The organism is Acidomonas methanolica (assembly GCF_004346035.1).
Lineage (GTDB): Bacteria > Pseudomonadota > Alphaproteobacteria > Acetobacterales > Acetobacteraceae > Acidomonas > Acidomonas methanolica.
The window spans coordinates 61,957-85,945 of record NZ_SLZN01000010.1 but is presented as its reverse complement, the minus strand read 5'-3'; the positions used below and the strand labels follow the sequence as shown (position 1 = coordinate 85,945).

The window sequence follows — 23,989 nt, the reverse complement described above, 5'->3', positions numbered from 1 at the left end:
GCCTCATGACATGGCGACCGTGAGCGCGACGTTGATGACCATGAGCACCATCATCCCCCGGACGAAACCGCGCGGCATCAGCCGGGCCATGTCGTCGTCACGCGTCACGTCCATCCCGGTCAGGGTGGAGGACAGGCTGACGAAGAATCCGGTCAGGAGGAATTTCAGCGGCACGCCGGCATAGTCGATCGGCCGCAGCGCCCCCACGACATCATAGAGAAACGCCCAGATCGGCTGGGTGACGATGGCCTCCACCCAGCAGACGATATAGCCGACCGAGAGCGACACCACGCTGAACAGGATGCCGAGCGTGAAGGACGCCACCGTCGTGGCGAGCGCGCGGGGCACGACGAAAAAGAGGAACGGGTCCACCCCTTCCGCCTCGAAGGCGCGCATCTGCCCGCCGAGCGTGAGCAGTCCGATCTCGGTCAGCGCCAGCATCCCGTTCCGCCCGAGAAGGATGACGCCCACCAGAACCGGCGCGATCTCGCGCACCAGCACGGTCGCCAGCAGCGAATCGGTCGTCGCCTGCATCCCCAGCACGCTGAGCCAGTACACCGTCTGCGCGACGATGCCGAACCCGACGAGCGCCGCCACCACGAGCGTCGAGAGGAAGCCGCCTCCCGCGGCGTCCCGCAAGGCATTGCGATATTCCATCCGCACCGTGCGCCGCCAGGAATTGGGGCGCACCCCGTCACGCACCACCCCCCAGCCCGCGCCGACCAGCATGAGCGTGAAGCGCAATTGCCGCCGGGCACCCGCCCCGATCCAGCGCAGCGCGGTCAGCGGGTAGGCCGCCAGCGCGCTCATCTGTGCCCCGCCAGAACGAAACTGCGGGTGATGCCGGTGCGCGGCAGGTAGAATTCGCCGCGCGGGCGAAAAAGAAACGCCTCCTTGAGCACCGCATAGGCACTTTCCGAAACCTGAATGGTCGCGGCGTCCGGCATCGTCTCGGCCAGCAGTTCCGCGAACTGCACGGCCTCGCCCCAGAGGTTGAACACGCCCGGCTCGTCGCCCAGCACCGCGCCGAGTGCGGGACCGATATGCAGCCCTATGCGGAAATTCGTCATCAGCTCGGCTTCGGCCAGCGTCACCATGCAAAGCTCGCGCACCGCCAGAACCGCATCCGCCAGACGCAGGGCGGCGGCGCGGTCCTCCTCTTTCCCGCATCCGCCCACCAGCAGAATGCGGTTGCCCAGCGCCTGCACCGAGAACAGGCCGTGCTCGCGCGCGATGGTCTGCATCTGGGCGGCAAGACGCTGCACGACGGGAAGAAGATCGACATCGCTGTCGATGGTGGGCGATGAGGTGAAGCCAAACACCACCATGGCCGCAGAAACGAGCGGATAGCGCCCCGCGGGCAGGGGCGCGTCGGCATCGCCGCCCGGAGCGAGGAGAAAGACCTCCTCCACCCGCAGCGCCCCGGCCGCTCCCTCGCTCCGCCTGTCATGCACCTCGCCGCTGGCGACATGACTGGACGCGGTGAAGCGCACCGCCGCGATTCCGGCCACGAATTCGCCCAGAACCGCAGCCGAACCGGGCCGCCGCACATCCTCCAGAACCACGAGGCCCAAAGGCCGCCCCCTGATCATGATCGGCACGAGCAACACGCCGATCCCGCCATGGTTGCGCAGAAAGAGCCGGTGGAAGGAGCGCGTGCGATCATCCGTCGCCGCCTCCGCGACCGCCACGGACTCGCCCGTCTCGATCACGCCGAACAACCCGGCCACATCGTCGCGCCCCAGCTCCAGCCCGGTGCTGTGAGCGTCCTCGCCACGATCATAGGCATCCTCGCACAACAGGCGATCACCGTCCTCGACCAGACGCCAGAGACTGACGGCCCGCGCTTCCGTCGCCTCGGCCAGAATCTCGGTCAGGGCGGGCACCTCGTGCTCCGCCTCGAAGAGATCGGGCTCGCCGGCGAGCCGCGCGAGCACCTCCGTCTCCTCCTCGCGCCGCGCCCGCTCGGCGATGAGAATTCGCCGCGCCTTTTCCGTCATGCGGTTCTGGCGCACCAGGAACCCCGCGAGCAGGGCCGCGAGCAGCACGACGACCAGCGAGAACATCAGGTTCTGCCATCCGGCCGCACGGGTAAACGCCGCGAAATCGCTCTCCTGCGCCTCGAGGATCACCATCCATTTCTTCTGTTTCCCGTGATCCAGCGGCGCTGCGACGGTCACGTAATCCCGGCCGTCGGCATGAATGATCTGCGGCCCCGGCCCGAAGACGTTGTACATCGCGAAGGCGCGGGCGAAGACGGGCTCGCGCGCGGCGGTCAGCTTCATCCGGGCGAAATCCCAGTCGGCCGCCTTCGCCGCCAGCTCGATCCCCGCGCCCGCGACGAGATGCCCGTCGCCGTCCACAATGATGGCCCGGCCCGACTTGCCCAGATGAACGCTTTCCAGAAACGCCGTCAGCCGGTTGAGCGAGATGTTGATCGCGAACACGCCGGCATGGCCGTTGGTGTACGTCATGCTCGTCGCGGCCGTGACCACGAAATTGCCGGTGTCGCGGAAGGCGTAGGGATCGGTCCAGAGCAGATGGTCGAGCCTGATCGCCCCTCGGTACCAGGCGTGAGTGCGCGGATCGTAACCGGCGGCGTCGGTGTCGTTCTCGCCCGTCAGCTTGCCGCTGGCGTCGTAATACCAATGGTGGAACACGTCGCGCCCGCCGATCGTCTCGAAATGGGCATATTCGATCCCGGCGAAATGCAGATGCGGGTTGCGCCCGACATACCAGAACGCGCCGGTATCGTCCGCGAGATAGAAACTCTCGATCTGCGGCACATGCACCAGCATCGAACGCGCATAGGCCTGGAAGATCTTCGGCGGAGAGACCAGCGACTCCGTGGCCAGCAGGTCATGCGCGATGATCGCCGTCGCCGGGGCGGGACTGAGATAATTCGAGACGCGGAGGGAAATCTCGTCTTCCTGAATCAGGAACATCTGCCGCGTCAGACTCAGCACACCGTCGCGATTCGTTACATAGGAGCGCAGCGCCACGACCAGGATGACCACCACCACAAGCAGCACGCCGAGAATGGGGCCGCCCACCTGGACGAGCGTCCGGCGGCGCTGGCGCGGTTTCGTTCCAGTAGGATCGACGATCTCGACAGAACGCAAAGTCAGTCCTCGTTACGAAGCGTCACGTCTTACGGTTCTGTCACGGCGCGCCGCGAGATGCAAAGTTCCCGTCTTGCCTCCGACTGACGGACATGCTTGCTCATCGGAACGTCATTTCTGAGCGAGCGGGGGAGAACGACCATGCCCGGCACCATCCTGCCCGACCGGCGGGTTCTCGCCCTCGGCGGCAAGGACCGCGTGGGGTTTCTGGACGGACTCGTGTCCAACAGCGTGGCCGAGGCCGCGCCCGGACACGCCGTCTGGGCCGGATTCCTGACACCGCAGGGACGATACCTGGCGGATTTCTTCATCTTTTCAGACGGAGAGCGGCTTTTCCTCGATTGCGATGCGAGACAGGCCGAGATGCTCACGACGAAACTCGCCCGGTTCCGCCTCCGGGCGGAGGTGACGATCGCGCCCGCCGATCTGGGCGTGACCGCCGGATGGGGCGGGACGCCCCAGCCCTCCGACCCCCTCGCCGCGCCCGATCCGCGCCTGCCCGGAGCGGGCTGGCGCGCGCTCGTCGCCATGCCGGAGGCGGAGTTGGACGAGTTCGCGGCCTATGAAGCGCATCGCATCGCCCTCGGCCTCCCCTCTCCCGTCGATTGCGACGTGGAAAAGACGCTGCTGCTGGAAGCGGATTTCGACGCGCTGCACGGCGTCTCCTTCACCAAGGGCTGCTATATGGGGCAGGAAGTGACCGCCCGCACCCATTACCGCGCGCTGCTCAAGCGCCGCCTGCTTCCAGTCGAGGGCGAGTCCGATCTGCCGCCTTTCGGCACGCCGGTCACGCGCGACGGGCAGGATGTCGGCGAACTGCGCTCGGTCAGCGGAACGCGCGGCCTCGCCCTTCTGCGGCGCGAGGTGTGGGAAGCAGTCCCGCTCCTTGCGGACGGCGTATCCCTGCGCGCCGTCCCTCCCTCCTGGCTGAACATGGGAGAGCCCGCATGAGCGCCGCTTCCCTGGCCTCCATGCTCGACGACGTCGCTTTCGACGCCGACGGGCTGATCGCCGCGATCGCCCAGTCCGCCGAGGATGGGACGGTCCTGATGCTCGCCTGGATGAACCGCGAGGCGCTGGCCGAAACGCTCTCGACGGGGAAGGTCTGCTATTACTCGCGCAGCCGGGGCAAGCTCTGGCGCAAGGGGGAAACATCGGGTCAGCGACAGGAACTCGTCTCAGCCCGCCTCGACTGCGACGGCGACGCCGTGCTCCTCCTCGTGCGCCAGACCGGCGTCGCCTGCCACACCGGGCGGCTGAGCTGCTTCTATCGCGAGATGCGCCCCGACGGGTTCCGGGACACCGAAGCGCCCCGCGTGAGCCCGGACGAGCTTTACGGCCGGAAAACGCCGACACCCTGACGCCCCGAGCGCGTCCCGGCTCCTTTCCTGGAAGGAGGAAACGCCCCTACCCCACCGGCCGCGACATCACCTCCAGAATGTCCGCCGCCGCCGCGTCCGCCGCCGTGGGAAAGCCGGGAGGGGGCCGGAGGCTGTCGATCACCTCGCGAAACGCCGCGCGCTGGCGAGCAGCGGCTGAAGGATCGAAAAGCAGCCCCTGCACGGCGTCGGCCAATTTCTCCGGCGCGCAATCCTGTTGCAGCAGTTCCGGCACGACCTCCCGTCCCGCCAGCAGGTTCACCATGGCGACATAAGGCACCTTGATCATCCTGCGCGCGAAGAACGCCGTCAGCGGATTGACGCGATAGGTCACGGCCATCGGCACGCCGGCCAGCGCGAGTTCGAGCGTTGAGGTGCCGGACTTGGTCAACGCCGCGCCCGCCGCCGCGAAGGCATCGTGCTTGTCGTTCAGATCCGTGACGATATGCGGCGGGACCGGCCAGCGCGCCACCCCCTTCCGCACCCGCGCCGCGACGAGCGACGAAATCGGGATCACGGGATGAATGTCCGGAATGCGCGCCTTCAACACCTGCAACATGGCCCCGAAGATTGGCAGCAGGCGCGGCACCTCGGAGCGGCGACTCCCCGGCATCAGCACCACGACGGGCGCGTCCGGCGCCAGACCGTGCCGCATCCTGAATCGCGCCGCGTCTCCGCGATCCGCGCCCGATTGCAGCACGGGATGCCCCACGAACGTCGCATCCAGCCCGTGCCGCGCGTACCATTCCACCTCGAAAGGCAACAGGCAGAGCAGCCTGTCCCAGAGGCCGGGGAAATCCTTGACCCGCTCCTGATGCCAGGCCCAGACCTGCGGCGCGACGAAATGCACCCGCCTGATGCCCATCGCCCCGGTGCGCCTGAGCAGGCGCAGGGAGAAACCGGGACTGTCCACCGTCACGATCATGTCCGGACGGCGACGCTCGATATCCTGCACCACCTCGTCCAACCGCCGCGACAGCAACTGAAGGCGCGGCAGCACCTCGACCAGCCCCATCACGGCGAGATCCTGCATGGGGAAGAGGCTCCGCAATCCCAACGCCTCCATCCGCGCGCCGCCCACCCCGACAAAAGCGAGAGCAGGGTCGGCGCGGCGCAACGCCTCCATCAGCCGCGCGCCGAGAATGTCGCCGCTCGCCTCGCCGGCCAGCAGCCAGACCACTCGCCCGGCGCCGACTCCTTCCGTCCCGCTCATGGCCCGTGCCGCCTCAGCGCCGCAGCCGCGCGCCCGTCGCTTTTTCCACCGCCGCGACCACCTTGGCGCAGACCGTTTCGATCTCCGCATCCGTGAGACTGGCATGGGCCGGTTGCAAGACGATCTCGACGCCGAGCGAACGGAAACCGGGCTCCAGAGGCGTGCCCTCGTAAACATCGAACAGCCGCGCCTCGCCGATCAGCCCGCGCTCCGCTCCCCGCGCGGCACGCAACACCGCGCCCACCTCGACCTCCGGCCCGGCGAGAAAGGCGAAATCGCGCCGTACCGGCTGGAACGGCGAAAGGGCCAGCGCGGCCCGGCGGCGGTTCTTCGGCAACGCCACGGCATCGAGAAACAGCTCGAATGCCACGAGCGGCCCGTCCGCGCCCATCTCCCGCAACACGGCGGGATGCAACTCGCCGAACGCGCCCAGCACGATCTTCGGCCCCTGACGCACCTGCCCCGAGCGGCCCGGATGATAATGCCCCGCCGCATCCGCCGTCACACTCACGGCCTCGCCCGGCACGCCCAGCGCCGCCAGCGCGGCGTCCAGATCGGCCTTCGCGTCCCACAGAGTCGCCTCGCGCGCCGGAACGCCCGGAAAACGCGGCGTCAGCCCACCGCGCAGACCGGCGAGGATCAGAGTCTGTCCGGTCGGGCTGAACGAGGGACCGATCTCGAACAGCCCGGCCCCCTCCAGCCCGCGCGCGACATTGCGCTGCCAGGCCCGCACGAGATTGGGCAGGGGCGACGGGCGAAGCTGGTCGAGATCGCTGGCGATCGGGTTGAGCAGACGCAGGCCGTCCGTGGCCGTGCCGAACAGGGCGGCGTCCTCATGCGCGACGAAGGAGAATCCGACCGTCTCCATCAATCCGCGCGCGGCGCAGAGACGCCGCACCAGCCCGTTGCGGGCCTGACCCGGCGCGACGGTCGCCGCCGGAACCATCGCGGCACGCGGCAGCATCACCGGCGGAACGGCGTCCACCCCGTGCAGGCGCAGAACCTCCTCGATCAGATCGCATTCCGCCTCGATCGCATGCACTTCCGCCGCGGCCGTCTGCGCGCGCTCGGGATCGAGATGCGGCGCCTGATCGAGCGTGACCGTCATGGCGATGTCGTTGCGCCATGACGGCACGGCGAAGCGCGCGCGGGTCTCCTCGCGGTCCAGAACCTCGAAGCCGAGATGCTCCAGCGTCCGCACGGCATCGTCCGGCGCGATCTCCACCCCGCCGAGCCCCGCGATGCGCCCGAAGCGCAGCCAGGCGTCGCGCTGCCAGCCGGGCGGCTCCCCCGCCTGCACGATCTCACTGGCGACGCCGCCGCAGAGATCGAGGATCAGCCGCGTGGCCGCCTCCAACCCCGGCAGGACGAGGGCCGGATCGACCCCGCGCTCGAATCGCTGGCGCGCGTCGGAATGGATGCCGAGCCGCCGCCCGGTCAGCGCAATGCGGACGGGATCGAACAGCGCGGCCTCGAGGAAGACGTCGGTCGTCTCCTCTGAAACGCCCGTCGCGGCACCGCCCATGATCCCGGCCAGCGACTGCACGCCCGCATGATCGACGATCACCAGATCATCCGTGCCCAGCACGTGGTCGCGGCCGTCCAGCGCCGTGAAACTCTCGCGCGCGGCGCGGGCGAGGGTCAGCGTCCCGCCCGCGATCTTCGCCGCATCGAAGACATGCAGCGGACGGCCCAGATCATGGGTCAGGTAGTTGGTCACATCGACCAGGGCGGAGATCGGCTTGAGGCCGATCGCCTCCAGCCGCCGCCGCAGCCAGTCCGGGCTCGGCCCGTTCCTTACACCGCGCACCAGCCGTCCGGCCACATAGGGGCACGCCTCGGGATAATCAATCCGCCAGGAGACGGGGCTGGGGAAGGTCCCCTCGACCGTCTCCACCAGCCAGGGCCTGAGACGGCCGATCCCCGCTGCCGCGAGATCGCGCGCGATGCCGCGCACGCTCAGCGCGTCGCCGCGATTGGGGGTGATGGAAATCTCGATCACCGGATCGTCCACCTTCGCATATTCGGCGAAGGCCTGACCCAGCACGACGTTCTCCGCCAGTTCGGCGATGCCGTCCGCCTCCTCGCCCAGAGCCAACTCGCGATAGGAGCAGAGCATTCCGTTGCTCTCCTGCCCGCGAATCTTTCCGGCCTTGATGGTGATGTCCGAGCCCGGAATATGGGTGCCCGGCGGCGCGAAGATCACATGCAGCCCCGCCCGCGCGTTCGGCGCGCCGCAGACCACCTGCACCTTCTCGAAACCGCCGCCCGCCGCGACGACGCAGACCTGCAACCTGTCGGCATCCGGATGACGATGCGCCTCAAGAATTTTCGCGACCCGGAAGCCCTTGAGGCTGTCGGCGGGATTGTGAACGCTTTCGACCTCGAGCCCGATGCCGTTCAGCTTCGCCAGGATCTCGTCGAGAGAGGCGGTGAAATCGAGATGATCGCGCAGCCAGGAGAGCGTGAACTTCATGGGAGTCAGACTCCTTCCGCGAGGCTGACGGCGGAGAGCGCCGGGAAGCCGTAATGACGCAGCCAGCGCAGGTCGCTCTCATAGAAGGAGCGCAAATCCGGAATGCCGTGCTTGAGCATGGTCAGGCGCTCGATCCCCATCCCGAAGGCGAAGCCCTGCCACTCCGCCGGGTCCAGCCCGCAATTGGCCAGCACCCGCGGATGCACCATGCCGGACCCCAGCACTTCCAGCCAGTCCATGCCGCCGCCGATCTCGCCCGTCTGGCGGGACCAGCCGATATCGACTTCCATCGAGGGTTCGGTGAAGGGGAAATAGGAAGCGCGGAACCGCACCGGAAGCTGGGGCTTGCCGAAGAATGCGCGCAGGAATTCGATCAGGCAGCCCTTGAGATGGCCGAGCGTGACGCCTTTCTCGATCACCAGCCCCTCGCATTGATGGAACATCGGCGAATGGGTGGCATCGTGGTCGGCGCGATAGGTGCGGCCGGGCGCGATGATGCGGAAGGGCGGTTCACGCGTCAGCATCGTACGGATCTGCACGCCGGAGGTCTGCGTGCGCAGCACGCGCTCCGGCCCGCTTTCGACGGCAGGCGGAAGGTAGAACGTGTCGTGCTCCGTGCGCGCGGGGTGATGGTCCGGCGTGTTCAGCGCGGAGAAATTATGCCATTGGCTCTCGATATCCGGCCCCTCGGCGACGGAGAAGCCCATCGCGCCGAAGATCGCCGTCATCTCGTCGATCGTGCGCATGATCGGGTGTAGCAGCCCCGACTCCGTCTGCGGCGGCGGCATGGTCACGTCCACGCGCTCGGCGTGCAGCCGGGCGTCGAGCGCGGCGGCGGCGATCTCCTCCCCGCGCCGTTCGACGGCGGCGGTCAGTTCGTCACGCAGGCGATTCAGCGCCTGGCCGCGCTGGCGGCGCGTCTCGGGGTCCATCCGCCCGAGTTCCTTCAGCAGAAGCGTCAGCCTGCCCGATTTGCCCAGCGTGCCGACTCGCACGGCATCCCAGGCCGCATGATCCTGCGCCCCGCGCAAGGCCGCCAGCGTCTCCTCGCGCAAACCGTCAAGATCGTCGCTCATCACCCCTGCTCCCTGCTCACAGACCTGCCGTCCCCTGACGCATCAACGCCGAAAAAAGAAAACGGGCCGTCCTGATACAGGACGGCCCGCTTCCTATCAAACCCCCGCCGCGACCGGCAGGGAAAAGTTTTCGCCCTCGCGCGACCGGCGCTCAGACGGCCGGAGCGGCGTCCAGCGCCTCGCGGGCGGCCTTGACGATCTCGCCGAACGTGGCGGCGTCGTCATAGGCGATGGCGGCGAGGACCTTGCGGTCGATCTCGATGCCGGCCTTGGAGAGACCATTGATGAACTTGCTGTAGGTCAGCCCGTGCTCACGCACGGCGGCGTTGATGCGCTGAATCCACAGGGCGCGGAAGTCGCGCTTCTTGTTGCGGCGATCGCGATACGCATAGCGCAGCGCCTTCTCGACGCGCTCCAGCGCGATGCGGTAATTCGTCGAGGACCGGCCGCGATAACCCTTGGCCAGATCCAGAACCTTCTTGTGACGGGCGTGGGTGGTGACGCCGCGCTTGACTCGTGCCATTGCCTATCTCCTCACGCCAGCCCGTAGGGGGCCCACTGCTTCACGGTCTTCGCATCCATGTCCGTCATGGTCTGCGGGCCGCGATTCGTGCGCTTCATCTTCTGCGGGCGGTTGATGAGGCCGTGGCGCTTGTTGCCCGGGCCGCACAACACCTTGCCGGTCGCGGTGATCTTGAACCGCTTCTTGACCGACGACTTGGTCTTCATCTTGGGCATTTCGGTCCTCCTGTCCTCGATACGGCGTCCGGCAAGCGGGACGCCCGATGCCGTGTGGGGCCGGCATGTCCGCCTCCGCACGGCGCGCGGCCGGGCATGCCCTACAGGCCCGGACTCGCGCGATGAAGCGGCGGCTTTAGACGAACTCGCCCCCGCGCTCAAGCGTCTTTTGCGGAGGGCCGGGATTTTACCCGCGCCGGGACGCGGCGCGACGCGAAAAATTATGCCGGTTCCGCCATCCGGCGGACCTTTTTTTTCCTTGATTCATAGGTAAGCATGAATCCGCCGAAAGCCCGGACCGCCGCATCGCCGGAACGCGCTCACGGTTTCCAGACGCACTGAGGAGTGCATCGTCATGATCCGTAAATTCGCTCTCGCCGCGCTTGCTTTCGGCCTCACGCTCTCCCCTCTCGCCCCCCTGGCCCATGCCAAGGCGCCCTGCCGCGACGGCAAGGGCCGCTTCACCAAATGCGAGGCCCCCGCGCCCAAGAAATGCCGCGACGAGAAAGGCCGTTTCACCGCATGTGACGCGGCGAAGAGCGCTCCCGCCCCGAAAGCGGCACCCACCAAGGCTCCCGCCACGCCGAACTGAGCCCTCGACCTCCGCCGTTTCGAGGCGTCCTTACCCGGCCCGCGCGATCATGGCGCGGGCCATCGCCTCGACGCCGTTCCCGCGATTGGTGGAGAGCGCCTTCACCAGCCCCAGTTCATGCAGGAAAACCGGACTCGTCGCGCGGATTTCCTCCCTGCTGCGCCCCGAATAGACGCGCATGAGCAACGCCACGAGGCCCGAGACGATCGCCGCGTCCGACGCTCCGGCGAAAAAGATCCTGCCGCCCTCTTCCCGCGCCTCGAGCCAGACCTGGCTCTGGCAGCCGGGCACGCGATGCGCGTCATTCCGCCATTCCGACGGGAACTCCGGCAGGGAACGTCCCAGTTCGATGATATACTGGTAACGGTCCATCCAGTCGTCGAACATGGCGAGTTCGGCGCCGATCTCCTCGATCGCCGCCGCCGCGGTTTCGTCCCTCGGCTGGACAAAACCCGCCTCCGCCGTCACCGCGGCGCTCACAGAATGAACCGGCTCAGATCGCCCTTGTGGGCCAGAGGCTCGACCCTCTCGCGCACATCGGCGGCCCGGATGGTGATCGCCTCGCCGCCCCGCTCCGAGGCGTTGAAGGACACCTCCTCCAGCAGCCGTTCCAGCACCGTGGCCAGCCGCCGCGCGCCGATGTTCTCGACCCGCTCGTTGATGTCCGTCGCCACATCCGCCAGCGCATCCACGGCGTCCTCGGTGAAGGAAAGATCCAGCCCCTCCGTCCGCATCAGCGCCTCGTACTGACGCAGAAGCGAATGCTCCGGCTCGCTGAGGATGCGCCGCAGATCCTGCCGCGTGAGCCCGTTCAGCTCCACGCGGATCGGCAGGCGGCCTTGCAGTTCCGGCAGCAGATCGGCGGGCTTGGCGAGGTGGAACGCGCCCGAGGCGATGAAGAGGATATGATCCGTCTTCACCGGCCCGTATTTGGTCGAAACCGTTGTCCCTTCGATCAACGGCAACAGGTCGCGCTGCACCCCGTCGCGGGACACGTCTCCGCCCCGGAATCCGCCCTCGGCCGAGCGGGAGCAGACCTTGTCGATCTCGTCGATGAAGACGATGCCGTGATCCTGCGCGTGCTGCACCGCCTCACGTGTCAGCGCATCCGTGTCCAGCAGCTTGTCCGCCTCCTCGCGCGCCAGCATCTCGCGGGCGGCGGCAACCGTCAGCCGCTTGCGCTGCGGCATGCGGTTCATCAGCCCCTTCATCATGTCGTTGAAATTGATGACGGTGCCGGGCGTCATGCCGGACAGATCCGGCGGCGCGCCGTCGCCCGAAAGCTGAAGCTCGACCTCCTTGTCCTCCAGCTCGCCCTTGCGGAGCATCTGGCGGAACTTCGACTTCGTGTCGGCGGACGCCGTCTCCCCCACCAGCGCATCGACCAGCCGCGTTTCCGCCGCCGCCTCGGCGCGCGCCTGCACGTCCTTGCGCCGCAGATCGCGCAGCATGGTGATGGAGACCTCGACCAGATCGCGCACGATGGATTCCACATCGCGCCCGACATAACCGACCTCGGTGAACTTCGTCGCCTCGACCTTCAGGAAGGGCGATTGCGCGAGTTTCGCCAGACGGCGCGCGATCTCGGTCTTGCCGCAGCCGGTGGGGCCGATCATGAGGATGTTCTTCGGCACGACCTCCTCGCGCATCATCTCGCCCAGCTGCGCGCGCCGCCAGCGGTTGCGCAGCGCGATGGCGACCGCGCGCTTGGCGTCGTCCTGCCCGACGATGAAACGGTCCAGTTCCGAGACGATTTCCCTCGGCGTGAAATTCGGCACATCCATCAGACCGCCTCCGCTCCGAGAAGTTCCACGCGCAGGGCATGGTTCGTGTAAACGCAGATGTCCCCGGCGATCTTCATGGCGCGCCGCGCGATCTCCTCCGCCGTCAGCCCCGGCACCTCGATGAGGGCTCGCGCGGCGGAAAGCGCGTAATTGCCGCCCGAGCCGATGGCGATGATGCCGTCCTCAGGCTCCAGCACATCGCCGTTGCCGGTCAGCGTGAAAGACCGCTCATGGTCCGCAACGGCCATCATGGCCTCCAGTCGCCGCAGATAGCGGTCCGTCCGCCAGTCCTTGGCCAGTTCGACGCAGGCCCGTTCGAGTTGGTCGGGATAGCGTTCGAGCTTGCTTTCCAGCCGCTCCAACAGGGTGAAGGCATCCGCCGTCGCGCCCGCGAAACCGGCGAGGATCGTGTTTTTCGGCCCGATGCGGCGCACCTTGCGGGCATTGCCCTTGATGACGGTCTGACCGAGCGTCACCTGACCGTCCCCGGCCATGGCGACCTGCCCGTCGCGCCTTACACAGAGGATGGTCGTGCCATGCCAGCCGACCGGGTCGTGATTTTGCGATACAAGGTTCATGGAGATGGAAGATAGGTCGCGGCCGGGTTTCGGCAAGTGGCCTTCCTGTCCCGTCTTCGAGATTTCGGAGATCCGCAGGCCGCCGGAACATTGATTTATCCCGGGCCCGTCCGTTTCAACCGGCCCCGATGCGCGCCGGAGACGATGCGGCGGCCATGTGCGGTGTCCCCCTGCCCGGCGCCGACAGGGTCTCGACCAGGGCCGCGCGCAAGGTCTGGGGCGTGAAGGGCTTGTCCAGCACGAAGGCGTCGCCCGGCAGGCTGCCGGGATCGGCATAGCCGCTCACGTAAAGCACCGGCAGGGACGGCGCGACCCGCGCCAGAGCCTCGCCGCATTCCCGGCCGCTCATGCCCGGCATCATCAGATCCAGCACGACGAGATCGAAGCGCTCTCCGTTCTCGACCAGCGCCAGCGCCTCGGCCCCGTCCCTTGCCGTGACGACCTCATGACCGTCCTGACGGAGGAAATGTTCCGTCACCAGACGCACCGAATCCTCGTCATCCACCACCAGAATGCGGCACGGCGGCAGGACGGCCCTCGGAACCGTCTCCGACACGGCGTCCAGCGCGCGGCAGGACTCGCAGACCGGCAGCCAGAGAGACATGCGCGTGCCTTCGCCCGGCCTGCTGTCCACCCGCACATCGCCGTTGCAGCGACGCAGGAAGCTGTAGATCGTCGAAAGCCCGAGCCCCGTGCCGCTCCCGATCCCCTTGGTGGTGAAGAACGGCTCGAAAATGCGCGCCGTCGTGTCCGCCGTCATGCCACACCCCTGATCGGCCACGGTGATGACCACATTGACCGGCCCGTCCGGCACCGCCCGCTCGGCGCGCGAGGAAATGGCGACGCTCCCACCCTGCGGCATGGCGTCGCGCGCATTGATGCAGAGATTGAGCAGCGCCATTTCGAGTTGGCCGGGATCGCTCATCACCATCGGCAGCGTGCCGTTCTCCGCGACGCCGGACATATCGAGCGTGCAGCGCCCGGTCGGCCGCCCGTCCTCCGTCATGTGGCGGCTGAGACTCTGCACCAGCAGGTCCTGCATCCCCCGGATGAGCGGGCCGACCGCCACGGGTTGCAGGGCGGAGGATTTGGGCCGCCCGAATTCCAGCAGCCGGCGCGTCAGCAGGGTTCCGCGTTTGGCGGCTTCGCTGGCGTTCTCCAGCAGCCGCGCCGCCATCACGCCCTCAGGCGGCACCATATCGGCCAGAAGCTCCAGCGACCCGAGGATGGCCGTCAACAGATTGTTGAAATCATGCGCGATCCCGCCCGACAACGTGCCGAGGGCACGCATCTTGTCGTCCTGCCGCAGCCGGGTTTCCAGCGCCATGCGCTCGGTCACGTCACGCACCATGCAAACCTGCCAGCGTTCGGCGGGCGGCACGATCTCACCATCGGGACGTCGCGGCCAGGGCAGGGTGGACCGGATGAATTCCTGCCATCTCCGGCTGCCCCCGCGCTCGATCTCGCAGAGATGCTCGTAATGCCCGCTTTCCACCGTGCGGCGACACATCTCCCGATACGTTTCGTCCGAGATATGGGGGAAAAGATCGCGCTCATGCACCGTCGCCCGCGCATCGCCTCCCCGTTCCGGGCCGATATTCCGTCGGATGCACCGACCGTTCGCATCGCTGAAACTGAGGCCGAGCGGCGATGCCTCCATCAATCCGCGCAACAGGGCGCGTTCGGTGAGCAGGGCGCGCTCCACCCGGCAATTATACGCCACCTCCCGGATCATCGCCCGCAAGGCATCCGAATCCCAGGGCTTGTGCGCGTAGAAACGGATACGCCCCTGATTGAGGGCCGCCACCACGGCGGCGAGATCCGCGTATCCCGTCAGCAGGATGCCATGCGCATCGGAGAAGGCCCGCGCCTGATGCAGGAACTGATCTCCCGTCATGCCCGGCATCCGCTGGTCGGAGACGATCACGGCGACATCCGGAGTCCGGCGCAGCGTCTCCAGCGCCTCGACCGGATCGGTCGAACTGAGGATGTCGAACTCATCCTCCAGCAAATCGGTCAGGGCGACGAGGATTTCCGCCTCGTCATCCAGCAGCAGGATGCGGCTGCGCTCGTTGGGCTCGTATCCGAAATGCTCTCTCATGACGTGCGTCCGATCGTCACTGGCGTCCGATTGTCACTGGTCCCGTCATCGTCATACGGACGGGGATCGAAAGGGTGAAGCGCGCCCCCGGCCCATGGCCGCCGGGGAGCCACGCGTCACGGATCTCGATGCTGCCTCCATGCGCCTCGATCACGCCATATGCAATCGCCAGGCCGAGTCCCGTGCCCGCGCCGACCGGCTTGGTCGTGAAAAACGGTTCGAAGACGCGGGCGCGGATTTCGGGCGGAATGCCCGGACCGTCATCGGCAATGCTCAGAACGTAGAACGAGCCCTGATCGTCCTGAACCAGCGCGGTCTCGATCACTATACGCCCCGGCAGAGCTTCCTTCTCGCCCTGCCGGTCGCCGCGAATGGCGTCCGCCGCGTTGCTGACGATGTTCATGACGACCTGATGCACGAGCGCGGGCTGGCAGACGAGCATCCGTGGCGCGCCGAGATGGCGTTCCACCGTGATCTCCTGCCCGAATTTATGCGCGAGCAGCGCCAGTGCCGTGTCGATCGTCTCGACGATGTCCACATCCTGGAAGGCGCTTTCGTCCAGCCGCGAAAACCGCCGCAGGCTGAGCACGAGATTCTGGATGCGTTGCAGACCGAGCCGCATGGACCCGATGCGTTTGCTGCATTTGTCGAGCAGTATCGCGCGCCTCACCAAGGCTTCCGCCGAGTCGTCGGACGATTCGTCGAGCGTGCAGAGCTCGCCCAGAGCCCGGGCGACGGTCTCCTCATGCGCGAGAGTGAAGGCCAGCGGATTGTTGATCTCATGCGCGATGCCGGCCACGAGCTCGCCCAGCGACGCCATCTTGGCGGTCTGCACCAGTTTGGCCTGCGTATCCAGCAGCCGGGCATTGGCCTCGGCGAGTTCCGCGTTCGCATGGGCCAGCGCCTCGGCCATCTTGGCCTTGGCGGCGATCGCCCGCGCCTCGCTCTGCGCCGTCTGCAAGGCGACCTCGCGCACCTGCCGCTTGATTTCCTGCCGCCGCACCTCGTCCTGCGCGAGCTTGCGGCGCACCATGACACGAATACGCAGCGCCAGCACGTCCGGCCCGATATCGCTCGGCACCAGATCGTCGATCCCGGCGTCGAACAGATCCGCCGCCGAACGTCGCCGGAAACGGTCCGCATCGACGATCCCCAGAATGCGGAACGGCGAGCCGCCCGCATCGACCACATCCTGCCGCCGCGCATCCAGCCGTCGGCAGAAGCCCACGCCGTCGAGCCGCGCCGAGGTCAGATCGAGCACGAGACAATCCGGACCGTCCTCGCCGCCCAGCCACCCCCCCTGCACGAGTTCGCCCGACCCGGCGACGGTCGTCACCGTATGGCCGTCACGCCAGAGCATCTCGCCGAGGGATGCCCCCTCGGAATCGCGCTCCCAGCCATGGCAGGCGGCCCATTGTTCGTCATTCTCATCATCGTCGTCACGCGGCCCCGTCACAATGACGATCCGCGCGCGGCGGAAGCGCCCGGCATCCTCGTCGGAGGACAGGGTCGAGCCTTCCCGCAACAACGCGCGAATGCGCAGCACCAGCAGATCGGGATGGGCCGATTTCGAAATATAGGCGTCCGCCCCGCTTTCCAGCCCCTCGCGCTCGAGGCCCGGAGCGACGTCCTCGGTCAGCATCAGCACGGGAATGGAGCGCGTGCTGGTGTTCATGCGGAATTGCCGCGCCATCTGCCCGCCGGTCATGCCGGGCAGGTGATAGTCGGAGACCACAAGATCGGGCAGCGCCTCCTCGAGGGTCGCGAGCGCCGCTTCGCCGCTCCCGACCCGCTGCACGACGAAGTCATTCTCCGTCAGCATCCGCTGAAGCTGGATCGCCTGAACGTCCGACCCTTCCACGAGCAGAACGCGCGGCGTTCCCTTGTTCGCTTCCATCGCTCCCGTGACGCCCCCTACTCGCCCTCCGCATCCCGAAGACAGGGCAAGATTGCATTTTGAGAGCTCCACGGCTACCTCATGCAAGGCGGTTGTCCGGAAACAGGCCCAGACTTGGCCCGCGGCATCCCCGAACATGGCCCGGCAGCAGCATCAGGAAACCCTTTACGATGGAATTTCCACCGCCCCCCGCCGCGCAGCGTCTGCTGACTTCGCGCGATGCCAACCGGGCGGACGCGACGGCCCGCCAGTGGGCGATTCTGCGCACCGGCATCTGGTCGGTCTGCTATTTCGCTTTCTATCTCGCCCAACAGATCGCGGAAATCCTCGCACCGCTGTTGCTGGTGATCGGACTCGGCTGGGCGGCGCTGCCCACCATCGTGCGTGCCGTGACCACCAGCGCCGCGAATGCCGACCCGCAGGCGCGCGACGTCATGTCGCATGTGGTGGCGGCGATCCCGAGCCAGTTGACGGTGGCCGGTCACGTGCTGACGCCGACCGGGCTGATTCTCGATGGGTTCCTCCTCATGGGACTGGCCGCACTGGGCGCTACGTTGTCGGCAATAAGTGCGCGCAATATGTGAAAAGCCGCGCCCCGGGCGGCCAGATCGTCTCGATCCAGTTCCGCGCGTGCCACAGCAGCGCCAGCCCTCCCGCGACACCGGCGAGTGAGGCGGACCACGCGACGGACCAGAAGACCGGGCCGCCAAGAGGCTGCCGCGAAGGCGGGGCGGCTGGCGGCGCGATCGGCCGGGAATCGGGCGAGACCGGCCGTTCCGCGAAAAGCGGCGTCACAGCCGCGGCGACGGGCGGAGGTTCCTGCTCCTCAGGATGTTCTTCCGCCTCTATCGGCCCCGCCCATTCCGGCTCGTCCTCGGCCCCGGATTGATCTTCCAGCCCCGGCTCTTCCAGTTGGGGCGGCACGGACTCCGCGATGAGCGACTCCGGTTCCCGGCCTCCCGCTTTCTCTTCCGGCGTTATGAACCATCCCGCGCCGCACCGGGAACATTGCAGCCGACGCGATGTCGACACGAGCACGGAGGGAACTTCATAAACCGCATCACATTTCGGACAGACGATCCGCATCCATTCCCGCCAAGAAAACTCTGTGTCACGCGCGTCACACCGCGCCGCCCGGAAAAACTAGCGCGAACTCCTTAATGAGGAATTAATCATCATGCAGTATCGGCGAAATACATTTCCAGTCGCATGGTGACGCGGTGATCTTCCTTGAGAATATTCAACTCCGCCACGGCGGAACCCGGCGCAATCCGGGTGCGACGATCCTGAGGAACGTCAGCCTCAGCGTGCCGGACGGCGCCTTCCGCTGGCTGACCGGCCCATCCGGCGCGGGGAAATCCAGCCTGCTCAGCCTGCTTCACCTCTCGATGCGTCCGGCCGCGGGGCGGATGGAAATCTTCGGCGTCGCGCCCGACCGCGCCAGCCGTGGCCGCCTCGCCCGCATGCGCCGGCGCATCGGGCTGATCCCGCAGGATTACCGGCTTCTCGGCGAACTTTCCGTCCTCGACAACGTCGTCCTGCCTCTGCGCATCGCTCGGCAATCGGAGCGCGACTCCCTGCGCGAGGCGCGCGCCATTCTCGACTGGCTCGGGCTGGACGGGCGGGAAGACGTCCTGCCGGACCGGCTGTCCGGCGGAGAGCGCCAGCGCGTCGCCATCGCGCGCGCGCTCGTCACCCGCCCCGATCTCCTGCTCGCCGACGAGCCGACCAACGCGCTGGGCGAAGAGCAGGCGCGCGGCCTGATCGGTCTCTTCCAGCATCTCGCCCATTCCGGCGCGACCGTGATCGTCGCCACGCATAACGCGACGCTGCTGCGTGATTTCCCGGCCAGAACCTTCGCGCTCGACGGCGGCCATATCCGGGAGGAGACGCCGGACCCATGAGCCGCGCCTTTACCGCCCGCCTGCTCTCTCCCGCCTCGGGCGCCGGGCGCGGCGCCGTTCTCGCCGTGATCGCCGCGATGAGCGCCCTGAGCGTGTTCACCCTGGCCGGATGGTTCGGCGCCAGCGCCCTCTCGACGGCCTGGCGCACGGACGGCACGAATGTCGTGACGGTCGAACTCCCCCGGTCGACGAGCGGGTCGGCCCCTGCCGATTCGGTCCCGGCGTTGATCGAAATCCTGTCGCATCAGCCCGGCCTCGCCGAAGTCAGCCTTCTCCCGGCCGGGGAGGCGACACGGCTGATGGAGCCCTGGCTGGGCAACGGCAGCGATCTGGCGCTCTCTCTCCCCGTCATCATCACGCTGACGCATAGTCCGTCCGTCTCCCTGGAGCAGATCAGCCAGATCGTGCACGACAAGGCGCCCGACGCGGTGATCGAAGAAAACGCCCTCTGGGGCGACCGCCTCGCCATGCTCGGCACGAGCCTGCAACTCTGCGCCGCGATCGCGACGGCGCTGGCGGCGGTGACGTGCGCGCTCGTGCTGGCCGTCTCGGTGGTGACGGGACTTGCCGCGCGCCGACGCGCGGTGGTGTTGCTGCATGAACTCGGCGCGACGGACGGACTCATCGCCGGACGCATCGCGTTGCAGGGCGGGCTGACCGCCCTCGCCGGGGCGCTGTGCGGCGCGAGTCTCGCCTTTCCCGCGCTGGTCTTCCTGTTCCAGGCCACCGCTCCTTTCCGCCTCGGCGCGGCGGGAACGACCGATACGCATTGGCCTTCGGGACTGGCGGACTGGGCGGCGAGCGTCGTCACCCTGCCCGCCCCGCTGCTCTGGACCCTCGCCACCCTACCCCTGCTGATCAGCCTGTCAGGCTGGATAGCCGGCCAGATCAGCGCGCGGCTCTGGCTCCGCCGTCTGCCATGACGCGCCGCCTCGTCCGCCGGGCCATTGTCCGGGGCGTCCGTTGGGCCGCCCTCTGTCTCGGCGCGGGCGCACTGCTCTGGACGCTCGGACTCGTCTGGTTCGGGCTCGATACGCTCCAGCCGCCGAAGCCGCCGCCGCGTTGCGACGGCATCGTCGCCCTGACCGGCGGGCAGGATCGCATCGAGACGTCCCTGCGTCTGCTGGGCGAGGGGTACGGGCAACGGCTGCTCATCTCCGGTGTCGGCCCGCACGCGACGTTGCGACAGCTCAGCGCGTCCATCCCGCCCGGAATGGAGGATCGCATCACCCTGGGGCGGCGCGCCATCACCACGATCGGCAACAGCGTCGAGACCGCCGAATGGGCGCGGCGTTACGCCCTTCACAGCGTGATCGTCGTCACGGCCGGCTATCATATCCGCCGCGCGATGACGGAGATCCAGCGCGCCGCGCCCGATCTGAAGCTCTATCCCTACCGCGTCCGCCCGCCCGCGCTGCGGCGTCCCTTCAACCGCGCGAGCCTGCTCCTCATTGCGCGCGAATATGACAAATGGCTCGGCTCGAAACTGGGGCTCTCCCGCGGCACGGGACTGCTCCCGTGATCGTGCCCCTCGCCATATTGCGCCGCGACGGTCCTTCGGGCGAAAAGACGCCATGACCGCGTTCCGCTCCGCCCTGTTCCAGCTCTACTTCCTCTTGCTGACGCTCGCCATGGGGCTGGGCGCGCTGCCGATCCGCGTGCTGCGTCAGGAGCGGACGGCCCTGGCCTATGCGAAGCTCTGGTCCCGCCTCGTGCTGGCCGGATTGCGTCTCTGCGGCATCCGCATCGTGGTGGAGGGGCTCGAGCGTCTGCCCGCCGGTCCCTGCCTGATCGCCAGCCAGCATCAGTCCTTCTTCGACGGCTTCGTCTGGATGAACCTCGTCCCGAAGCCCGCCTACATCATCAAGCAGGAGCTGACGCGCGTCCCGCTGGTCGGGCCGATGCTCCTTCTGGCCGGCATGATTCCGGTCATGCGCCACGCCGGGGCGAGAGCCCTGCGCAGTCTCATGGCCGCGACACAGGAGGCGTTCGCCGAAGGGCGCCAGATCGTCATCTTCCCAGAAGGCACGCGCACCATTCCCGGCGCGCGCGTGCCGCTTCAGCCCGGAATCGTCGCGCTGGCCAAGCAGAGTCCGGTCCCGGTCGTGCCGGTGGCCACCAATTCGGGGCTCTTCTGGCCGCGAAGCGGCTGGAGCAAGACGCCCGGCATCATCACGGTGGCCATCGGCAACCCTCTGCCCCCGACCGAAGGGCGCAGCGCGCTGATCGCCGCCATCACGGCCCAGTGGGAGGAACTGTGCACGCGCCACAACCTGCCGCTGCCTGTGGACAACTCTGTGAGCGATATGAGGGTTTTCTGATGGCGTCTTGGGGAAACCTTGTTTTTTCCCGGACCCTTCCCCTCCCGCGCCCATCCCACCCCGAATCCCGCCGCGACGCGGATCATTCGCGGAAAAGGCCGCCAATGCTCGGCTTTAGAGCCCGCTCCCGATGCCTCGACACGCGAGTGCCCCGTCATCGCGCGACGAATTTCGAGCGGATTCAGGGCGTTGCCGAAGACTCCGGCAAGATGGGGATAAGTTGCTTTTTCCCCAGAATGATGCAGGGAGCCGCCGCATGAGACCGGTCCGGCGGCGGCCGGCGGGGACGGGTCTCGCCCTGGCAGGCGTCACATTGATCATCGCGCTCGTCGCCGCCCCGCTCGTGGCGTCCGCACTGCTCGACCGCCGCCTTGCTGCCTTGCATGAGGCGCTCACGGCAAACGGGGCGACGCTGGGCTATGCCGACACCAGGCGACGCTGGACGCTGCTCGGCGCACGGGTCGAGATGAGCGCGCCGAGGCTGACCGGGCCGGACGGAACGGTCTGGCAAGCGGAGCGGCTGACCGCAGGCGTCGTCCTCCTGCATCCCGCCAGCCTGATGCTCTCCGCGGAAAATGGCCTTCTGCGCGAAGGATGGGGCAGCCTCGCCGCCGTGTCGCTCCAGGCACGTCTCACGCGGCACGCAGGAACACTTGCCGGACGATTTCGCACCCCCTCGCTCACCATCGGCATGGGTCGCAACATATCGTTCGAGACCGTCACAGGCCGCGTCGTTCTCCGGCTTCATCCGCCGCCGGGCGATACAAGGTTCGGGCTCGATCTGCACGCCGATACGCTCTCCCTCCTCCCCCCGCCGCCGCTCGCCGCCTTCGCCCCCGCGTGGCCGCCGCGGAACGTCTCCCTGACGCTGGCCGTGCTCGCGCCCGTTCAGGCGCGGACTCTCGACCGGCGCATTCTGGTGCAGAGAGCGGAGGCCACGCTGGGCCCGCTGACGATTCGCGCCGGCGGGACGTTGCACTGGCCGTCAGGAGACGGCGACCTCACCCTGCATGGCGAGGGGGTGCGCGCGACACTGCGCCAGGAACTCGATCACCCGCCTCCCGCCCTGCGTCAGGGGCAGGCCGCCGCCCTCGCCCGTCTGCTCGACTCGGCGCGCGGCAGGATCGATCGCCTGCCTGAGCATTTCGATCTCGGACTGCGGATCAGGCAGGGCGCGCCGGATATTGATCTGTCGCGCCTTGCGACGCTCCTCGACAGGGATACGGTCAGAAGCGGTCCTTGAGCGCGCGAATCCGGGCGAAGGCGGCGACATCCGGCGCGCGCAGGAACGGGTTGAGACGACGCTCATCCCCGAGCGTCGTCGGAACGCTGGGCTTTCCTTCGTCGCGCAGACGTTCGACCTCCAGCAGACGGGCCGCCAGTTCCTCGTTATCCGGGTCGAGATGCCGCGCGAAACGGGCATTGGAGAGCGTGTATTCATGCCCGCAGCAGATGAGCGTCTCGTCGGGCAGCGCATCGAAGCGACGCAGGCTGTGGAAAAGCTCATCCGCCGTGCCTTCCAGCAGCCGTCCGCATCCGAGGCTGAACAACGCATCGCCCGTGAACAGGGCCGGAACGGAGGGCGCGTAATACGCCAGATGCCCGTCCGCGTGACCCGGCGTGGCGATCACCTCCAGGGTCTCGGCCCCGAACGTCACGACATCGCCATCCTTCAGCGCCAGATCGAGAGGCGGCAGGCGCGCGGCCTCTGACGCCGCTCCGGCGACTTCCGCCCCTGTGCGCTCCCGCAGGGCCTCGACGCCGGCGACGTGATCCGCGTGGTGATGGGTCAGGAGAATCAGGTCGAGCCCATCCTCTCCCAACACGGCTTCGATCGGAGCGGCTTCCCCCGGATCGACGACGGCGCGCGAGCGCGTCACGCCGTCCTCCAGCAGCCAGGCGTAATTGTCGGACAGAACGGGAATGGGGCTGATCCGAAGCATGCCGAAACCTTCCTGCGTCTAAACAATCCGGAACTTACCTTGAGCGCGGCCACACGCTACCGTCTCCATTATGCTCTCTCCCCGCTCTCTGCCGCCACACGATGCCGCGAGCTTCTACGCCACGCGGCGTGGCCGCCGCACCGCCGATTTGCTGGCCGCGCGGCTGACGCCCCTGCTCCCCTCCCCCGCAGGGCGGCGCATTCTCGGACTCGGCTACCCGCGCCCGATTCTCGATCGCTGGCCCGGCCTCGACCAGGCCAGATGGGTGGGCACCGCGCGGCTGAACGCCCCGTTGACGCGCCGCGCGCCCTCCGTCGATCCGTCCGGAAGCCAGCCGCAGGGCCTTTCGCGGCGGGACTGCGTCGTCAGCGCCGAGGCGCTGCCTTTCGACGATCTGAGCCTCGATTGCGTCATCATGCTGCACGGGCTCGAATTCGCCGGAAATGCCCCGCTGCTGCGCGCGATCTGGAAGGCGCTCGCCGATGACGGGCAACTGGTGCTGATCGTCCCGAATCGCACCGGCTTCTGGGCGCATGACGAATCGACGCCCTTCGGGCATGGCCTTCCCTATTCTGCGGGACAGCTCGACCGGCTGCTGGCGCGCGCCCTGTTCCGCCCCGAGGCGACGCGCGCCGCGCTCGCCGTGCCGCCTGTGGCCCTGAGGACGGGACGACGGGCGGCAGCCGGGCTGGACCGGATCGCCTGCTGGCCGGGGCGGCAGTTCGGCGGCGTGCATATCGTCGTGGCCCGCAAGGATCTCTACGCCGGCCTGCCGCTGACGGCCGAACCCGCCGGCCTCGCACGGACGGTCATGGGAGCGGGGCTGGGATAAGGGAGACCGGAACAGGGACGCTTGACCCGGCAG

The 23,989-nt window shown here is 67.8% G+C and carries 24 protein-coding genes; 10 read left to right on the top strand and 14 right to left on the bottom strand.

Annotated features, from left to right (window positions below; genetic code table 11):
• Positions 1–3 precede the first annotated feature (3 nt).
• Both EDC31_RS09475 and EDC31_RS09470 read right to left on the bottom strand, forming a co-directional pair.
• On the bottom strand, positions 4–810 hold the full coding sequence (locus EDC31_RS09475) for an MlaE family ABC transporter permease (RefSeq protein ID WP_052511634.1): 807 nt from the start codon (positions 808–810) through the stop codon (positions 4–6).
• Positions 807–3,122: an adenylate/guanylate cyclase domain-containing protein gene (locus tag EDC31_RS09470; RefSeq protein WP_042056239.1), complete on the bottom strand. Its 2,316-nt coding sequence runs from the start codon at positions 3,120–3,122 to the stop codon at positions 807–809. The genes EDC31_RS09475 and EDC31_RS09470 overlap by 4 nt, the downstream gene beginning before the upstream one ends.
• 141 nt (positions 3,123–3,263) lie before the next feature.
• Between EDC31_RS09470 and ygfZ the strand changes: the two genes are divergently transcribed.
• Both ygfZ and hisI read left to right on the top strand, forming a co-directional pair.
• Positions 3,264–4,073, top strand: a complete 810-nt coding sequence (ygfZ, locus tag EDC31_RS09465; RefSeq protein WP_042056242.1) for a CAF17-like 4Fe-4S cluster assembly/insertion protein YgfZ — start codon at positions 3,264–3,266, stop codon at positions 4,071–4,073.
• Complete coding sequence (gene hisI / locus EDC31_RS09460) at positions 4,070–4,483, top strand: phosphoribosyl-AMP cyclohydrolase (RefSeq protein WP_042056244.1); 414 nt, start codon at positions 4,070–4,072, stop codon at positions 4,481–4,483. The genes ygfZ and hisI overlap by 4 nt, the downstream gene beginning before the upstream one ends.
• A 46-nt stretch (positions 4,484–4,529) precedes the next feature.
• Here hisI and lpxB read toward each other — a convergent pair whose 3' ends face one another.
• The 5 genes from lpxB to rpmI form a co-directional block, all read right to left on the bottom strand.
• Entirely contained in the window at positions 4,530–5,714 is a 1,185-nt protein-coding gene (lpxB, locus tag EDC31_RS09455; protein ID WP_042056246.1) for a lipid-A-disaccharide synthase, read from the bottom strand.
• A gap of 13 nt (positions 5,715–5,727) precedes the next feature.
• Positions 5,728–8,190, bottom strand: coding sequence for a phenylalanine--tRNA ligase subunit beta (gene pheT, locus EDC31_RS09450; RefSeq protein ID WP_042056249.1), 2,463 nt, complete (start codon positions 8,188–8,190; stop codon positions 5,728–5,730).
• 5 nt (positions 8,191–8,195) lie between these two features.
• Complete coding sequence (gene pheS / locus EDC31_RS09445) at positions 8,196–9,266, bottom strand: phenylalanine--tRNA ligase subunit alpha (RefSeq protein WP_042056252.1); 1,071 nt, start codon at positions 9,264–9,266, stop codon at positions 8,196–8,198.
• A 151-nt stretch (positions 9,267–9,417) separates the two neighbouring features.
• The gene (gene rplT / locus EDC31_RS09440) at positions 9,418–9,789 is read right to left on the bottom strand and encodes a 50S ribosomal protein L20 (protein ID WP_042056254.1); all 372 of its coding nucleotides are present in this window, start codon (positions 9,787–9,789) and stop codon (positions 9,418–9,420) included.
• An 11-nt stretch (positions 9,790–9,800) separates the two neighbouring features.
• On the bottom strand, positions 9,801–10,004 hold the full coding sequence (gene rpmI, locus EDC31_RS09435; protein WP_026397856.1) for a 50S ribosomal protein L35: 204 nt from the start codon (positions 10,002–10,004) through the stop codon (positions 9,801–9,803).
• Between the two features lie 355 nt (positions 10,005–10,359).
• Here rpmI and EDC31_RS09430 point away from each other — a divergent pair, with 355 nt between their 5' ends.
• On the top strand, positions 10,360–10,596 hold the full coding sequence (locus EDC31_RS09430; RefSeq protein WP_042056258.1) for a hypothetical protein: 237 nt from the start codon (positions 10,360–10,362) through the stop codon (positions 10,594–10,596).
• A 30-nt stretch (positions 10,597–10,626) separates the two neighbouring features.
• On the opposite strand, the gene EDC31_RS09425 is transcribed toward EDC31_RS09430, so the two are convergent.
• From EDC31_RS09425 to EDC31_RS09405, 5 genes are all read right to left on the bottom strand, one after another.
• Entirely contained in the window at positions 10,627–11,076 is a 450-nt protein-coding gene (locus EDC31_RS09425; RefSeq protein WP_239641537.1) for a SufE family protein, read from the bottom strand.
• Entirely contained in the window at positions 11,073–12,380 is a 1,308-nt protein-coding gene (gene hslU / locus EDC31_RS09420; protein WP_042056261.1) for an ATP-dependent protease ATPase subunit HslU, read from the bottom strand. Before hslU ends, EDC31_RS09425 begins: the two co-directional genes overlap by 4 nt.
• Complete coding sequence (gene hslV, locus EDC31_RS09415) at positions 12,380–12,958, bottom strand: ATP-dependent protease subunit HslV (RefSeq protein ID WP_042056264.1); 579 nt, start codon at positions 12,956–12,958, stop codon at positions 12,380–12,382. Before hslV ends, hslU begins: the two co-directional genes overlap by 1 nt.
• A 115-nt stretch (positions 12,959–13,073) precedes the next feature.
• A complete protein-coding gene (locus EDC31_RS09410) occupies positions 13,074–15,059 on the bottom strand; it encodes a response regulator (RefSeq protein WP_042056267.1) in 1,986 nt (661 codons plus the stop codon).
• Between the two features lie 16 nt (positions 15,060–15,075).
• The gene (locus EDC31_RS09405) at positions 15,076–17,028 is read right to left on the bottom strand and encodes a response regulator (RefSeq protein ID WP_239641538.1); all 1,953 of its coding nucleotides are present in this window, start codon (positions 17,026–17,028) and stop codon (positions 15,076–15,078) included.
• A gap of 98 nt (positions 17,029–17,126) precedes the next feature.
• Here EDC31_RS09405 and EDC31_RS09400 point away from each other — a divergent pair, with 98 nt between their 5' ends.
• Positions 17,127–17,540 (top strand): hypothetical protein, encoded by a 414-nt coding sequence (locus EDC31_RS09400; protein WP_042056272.1) that lies wholly within the window; start codon positions 17,127–17,129, stop codon positions 17,538–17,540.
• Here the strand turns inward: EDC31_RS09400 and EDC31_RS09395 are convergent.
• Positions 17,506–18,042 (bottom strand): zinc-ribbon domain-containing protein, encoded by a 537-nt coding sequence (locus EDC31_RS09395; RefSeq protein ID WP_052511636.1) that lies wholly within the window; start codon positions 18,040–18,042, stop codon positions 17,506–17,508. The two genes, EDC31_RS09400 and EDC31_RS09395, sit on opposite strands and share 35 nt — an antisense overlap.
• Before the next feature lie 134 nt (positions 18,043–18,176).
• Between EDC31_RS09395 and EDC31_RS09390 the strand changes: the two genes are divergently transcribed.
• The 5 genes from EDC31_RS09390 to EDC31_RS09370 all read left to right on the top strand — a co-directional run bounded on the left by EDC31_RS09390 (position 18,177) and on the right by EDC31_RS09370 (position 22,424).
• A complete protein-coding gene (locus EDC31_RS09390; protein WP_042056274.1) occupies positions 18,177–18,860 on the top strand; it encodes a cell division ATP-binding protein FtsE in 684 nt (227 codons plus the stop codon).
• On the top strand, positions 18,857–19,783 hold the full coding sequence (locus tag EDC31_RS09385; RefSeq protein WP_042056278.1) for a cell division protein FtsX: 927 nt from the start codon (positions 18,857–18,859) through the stop codon (positions 19,781–19,783). Before EDC31_RS09390 ends, EDC31_RS09385 begins: the two co-directional genes overlap by 4 nt.
• The gene (locus tag EDC31_RS09380) at positions 19,780–20,382 is read left to right on the top strand and encodes a YdcF family protein (protein WP_081797416.1); all 603 of its coding nucleotides are present in this window, start codon (positions 19,780–19,782) and stop codon (positions 20,380–20,382) included. Before EDC31_RS09385 ends, EDC31_RS09380 begins: the two co-directional genes overlap by 4 nt.
• Before the next feature lie 52 nt (positions 20,383–20,434).
• Positions 20,435–21,181 (top strand): lysophospholipid acyltransferase family protein, encoded by a 747-nt coding sequence (locus tag EDC31_RS09375; protein ID WP_042056281.1) that lies wholly within the window; start codon positions 20,435–20,437, stop codon positions 21,179–21,181.
• Positions 21,182–21,437: 256 nt separating this feature from the next.
• The gene (locus tag EDC31_RS09370) at positions 21,438–22,424 is read left to right on the top strand and encodes a hypothetical protein (protein WP_042056283.1); all 987 of its coding nucleotides are present in this window, start codon (positions 21,438–21,440) and stop codon (positions 22,422–22,424) included.
• On the opposite strand, the gene gloB is transcribed toward EDC31_RS09370, so the two are convergent.
• Positions 22,408–23,124 carry a hydroxyacylglutathione hydrolase gene (gene gloB, locus EDC31_RS09365; protein ID WP_042056286.1) on the bottom strand — a complete coding sequence of 239 codons (717 nt, stop codon included), beginning with the start codon at positions 23,122–23,124 and terminating at the stop codon, positions 22,408–22,410. The genes EDC31_RS09370 and gloB overlap by 17 nt on opposite strands.
• Before the next feature lie 70 nt (positions 23,125–23,194).
• Here gloB and EDC31_RS09360 point away from each other — a divergent pair, with 70 nt between their 5' ends.
• Positions 23,195–23,956 carry a class I SAM-dependent methyltransferase gene (locus EDC31_RS09360; RefSeq protein WP_042056288.1) on the top strand — a complete coding sequence of 254 codons (762 nt, stop codon included), beginning with the start codon at positions 23,195–23,197 and terminating at the stop codon, positions 23,954–23,956.
• Positions 23,957–23,989 lie beyond the last annotated feature (33 nt).

Excerpts from the sequence above, each read along its gene's own strand:
- rpmI (WP_026397856.1), bottom strand. The coding sequence starts at position 10,004 with ATGCCCAAGATGAAGACCAAGTCGTCGGTCAAGAAGCGGTTCAAGATC.
- hslU (WP_042056261.1), bottom strand. The coding sequence starts at position 12,380 with ATGGATGTGCCGAATTTCACGCCGAGGGAAATCGTCTCGGAACTGGAC.
- pheS (WP_042056252.1), bottom strand. The coding sequence starts at position 9,266 with ATGAGCGACGATCTTGACGGTTTGCGCGAGGAGACGCTGGCGGCCTTG.
- EDC31_RS09410 (WP_042056267.1), bottom strand. The coding sequence starts at position 15,059 with ATGAGAGAGCATTTCGGATACGAGCCCAACGAGCGCAGCCGCATCCTG.
- EDC31_RS09385 (WP_042056278.1), top strand. The coding sequence starts at position 18,857 with ATGAGCCGCGCCTTTACCGCCCGCCTGCTCTCTCCCGCCTCGGGCGCC.
- rplT (WP_042056254.1), bottom strand. The coding sequence starts at position 9,789 with ATGGCACGAGTCAAGCGCGGCGTCACCACCCACGCCCGTCACAAGAAG.
- EDC31_RS09375 (WP_042056281.1), top strand. The coding sequence starts at position 20,435 with ATGACCGCGTTCCGCTCCGCCCTGTTCCAGCTCTACTTCCTCTTGCTG.
- EDC31_RS09430 (WP_042056258.1), top strand. The coding sequence starts at position 10,360 with ATGATCCGTAAATTCGCTCTCGCCGCGCTTGCTTTCGGCCTCACGCTC.
- hslV (WP_042056264.1), bottom strand. The coding sequence starts at position 12,958 with ATGAACCTTGTATCGCAAAATCACGACCCGGTCGGCTGGCATGGCACG.
- ygfZ (WP_042056242.1), top strand. The coding sequence starts at position 3,264 with ATGCCCGGCACCATCCTGCCCGACCGGCGGGTTCTCGCCCTCGGCGGC.
- EDC31_RS09360 (WP_042056288.1), top strand. The coding sequence starts at position 23,195 with ATGCTCTCTCCCCGCTCTCTGCCGCCACACGATGCCGCGAGCTTCTAC.
- EDC31_RS09475 (WP_052511634.1), bottom strand. The coding sequence starts at position 810 with ATGAGCGCGCTGGCGGCCTACCCGCTGACCGCGCTGCGCTGGATCGGG.
- EDC31_RS09400 (WP_042056272.1), top strand. The coding sequence starts at position 17,127 with ATGGAATTTCCACCGCCCCCCGCCGCGCAGCGTCTGCTGACTTCGCGC.
- EDC31_RS09370 (WP_042056283.1), top strand. The coding sequence starts at position 21,438 with ATGAGACCGGTCCGGCGGCGGCCGGCGGGGACGGGTCTCGCCCTGGCA.
- EDC31_RS09380 (WP_081797416.1), top strand. The coding sequence starts at position 19,780 with ATGACGCGCCGCCTCGTCCGCCGGGCCATTGTCCGGGGCGTCCGTTGG.
- lpxB (WP_042056246.1), bottom strand. The coding sequence starts at position 5,714 with ATGAGCGGGACGGAAGGAGTCGGCGCCGGGCGAGTGGTCTGGCTGCTG.
- pheT (WP_042056249.1), bottom strand. The coding sequence starts at position 8,190 with ATGAAGTTCACGCTCTCCTGGCTGCGCGATCATCTCGATTTCACCGCC.
- hisI (WP_042056244.1), top strand. The coding sequence starts at position 4,070 with ATGAGCGCCGCTTCCCTGGCCTCCATGCTCGACGACGTCGCTTTCGAC.
- gloB (WP_042056286.1), bottom strand. The coding sequence starts at position 23,124 with ATGCTTCGGATCAGCCCCATTCCCGTTCTGTCCGACAATTACGCCTGG.
- EDC31_RS09395 (WP_052511636.1), bottom strand. The coding sequence starts at position 18,042 with ATGCGGATCGTCTGTCCGAAATGTGATGCGGTTTATGAAGTTCCCTCC.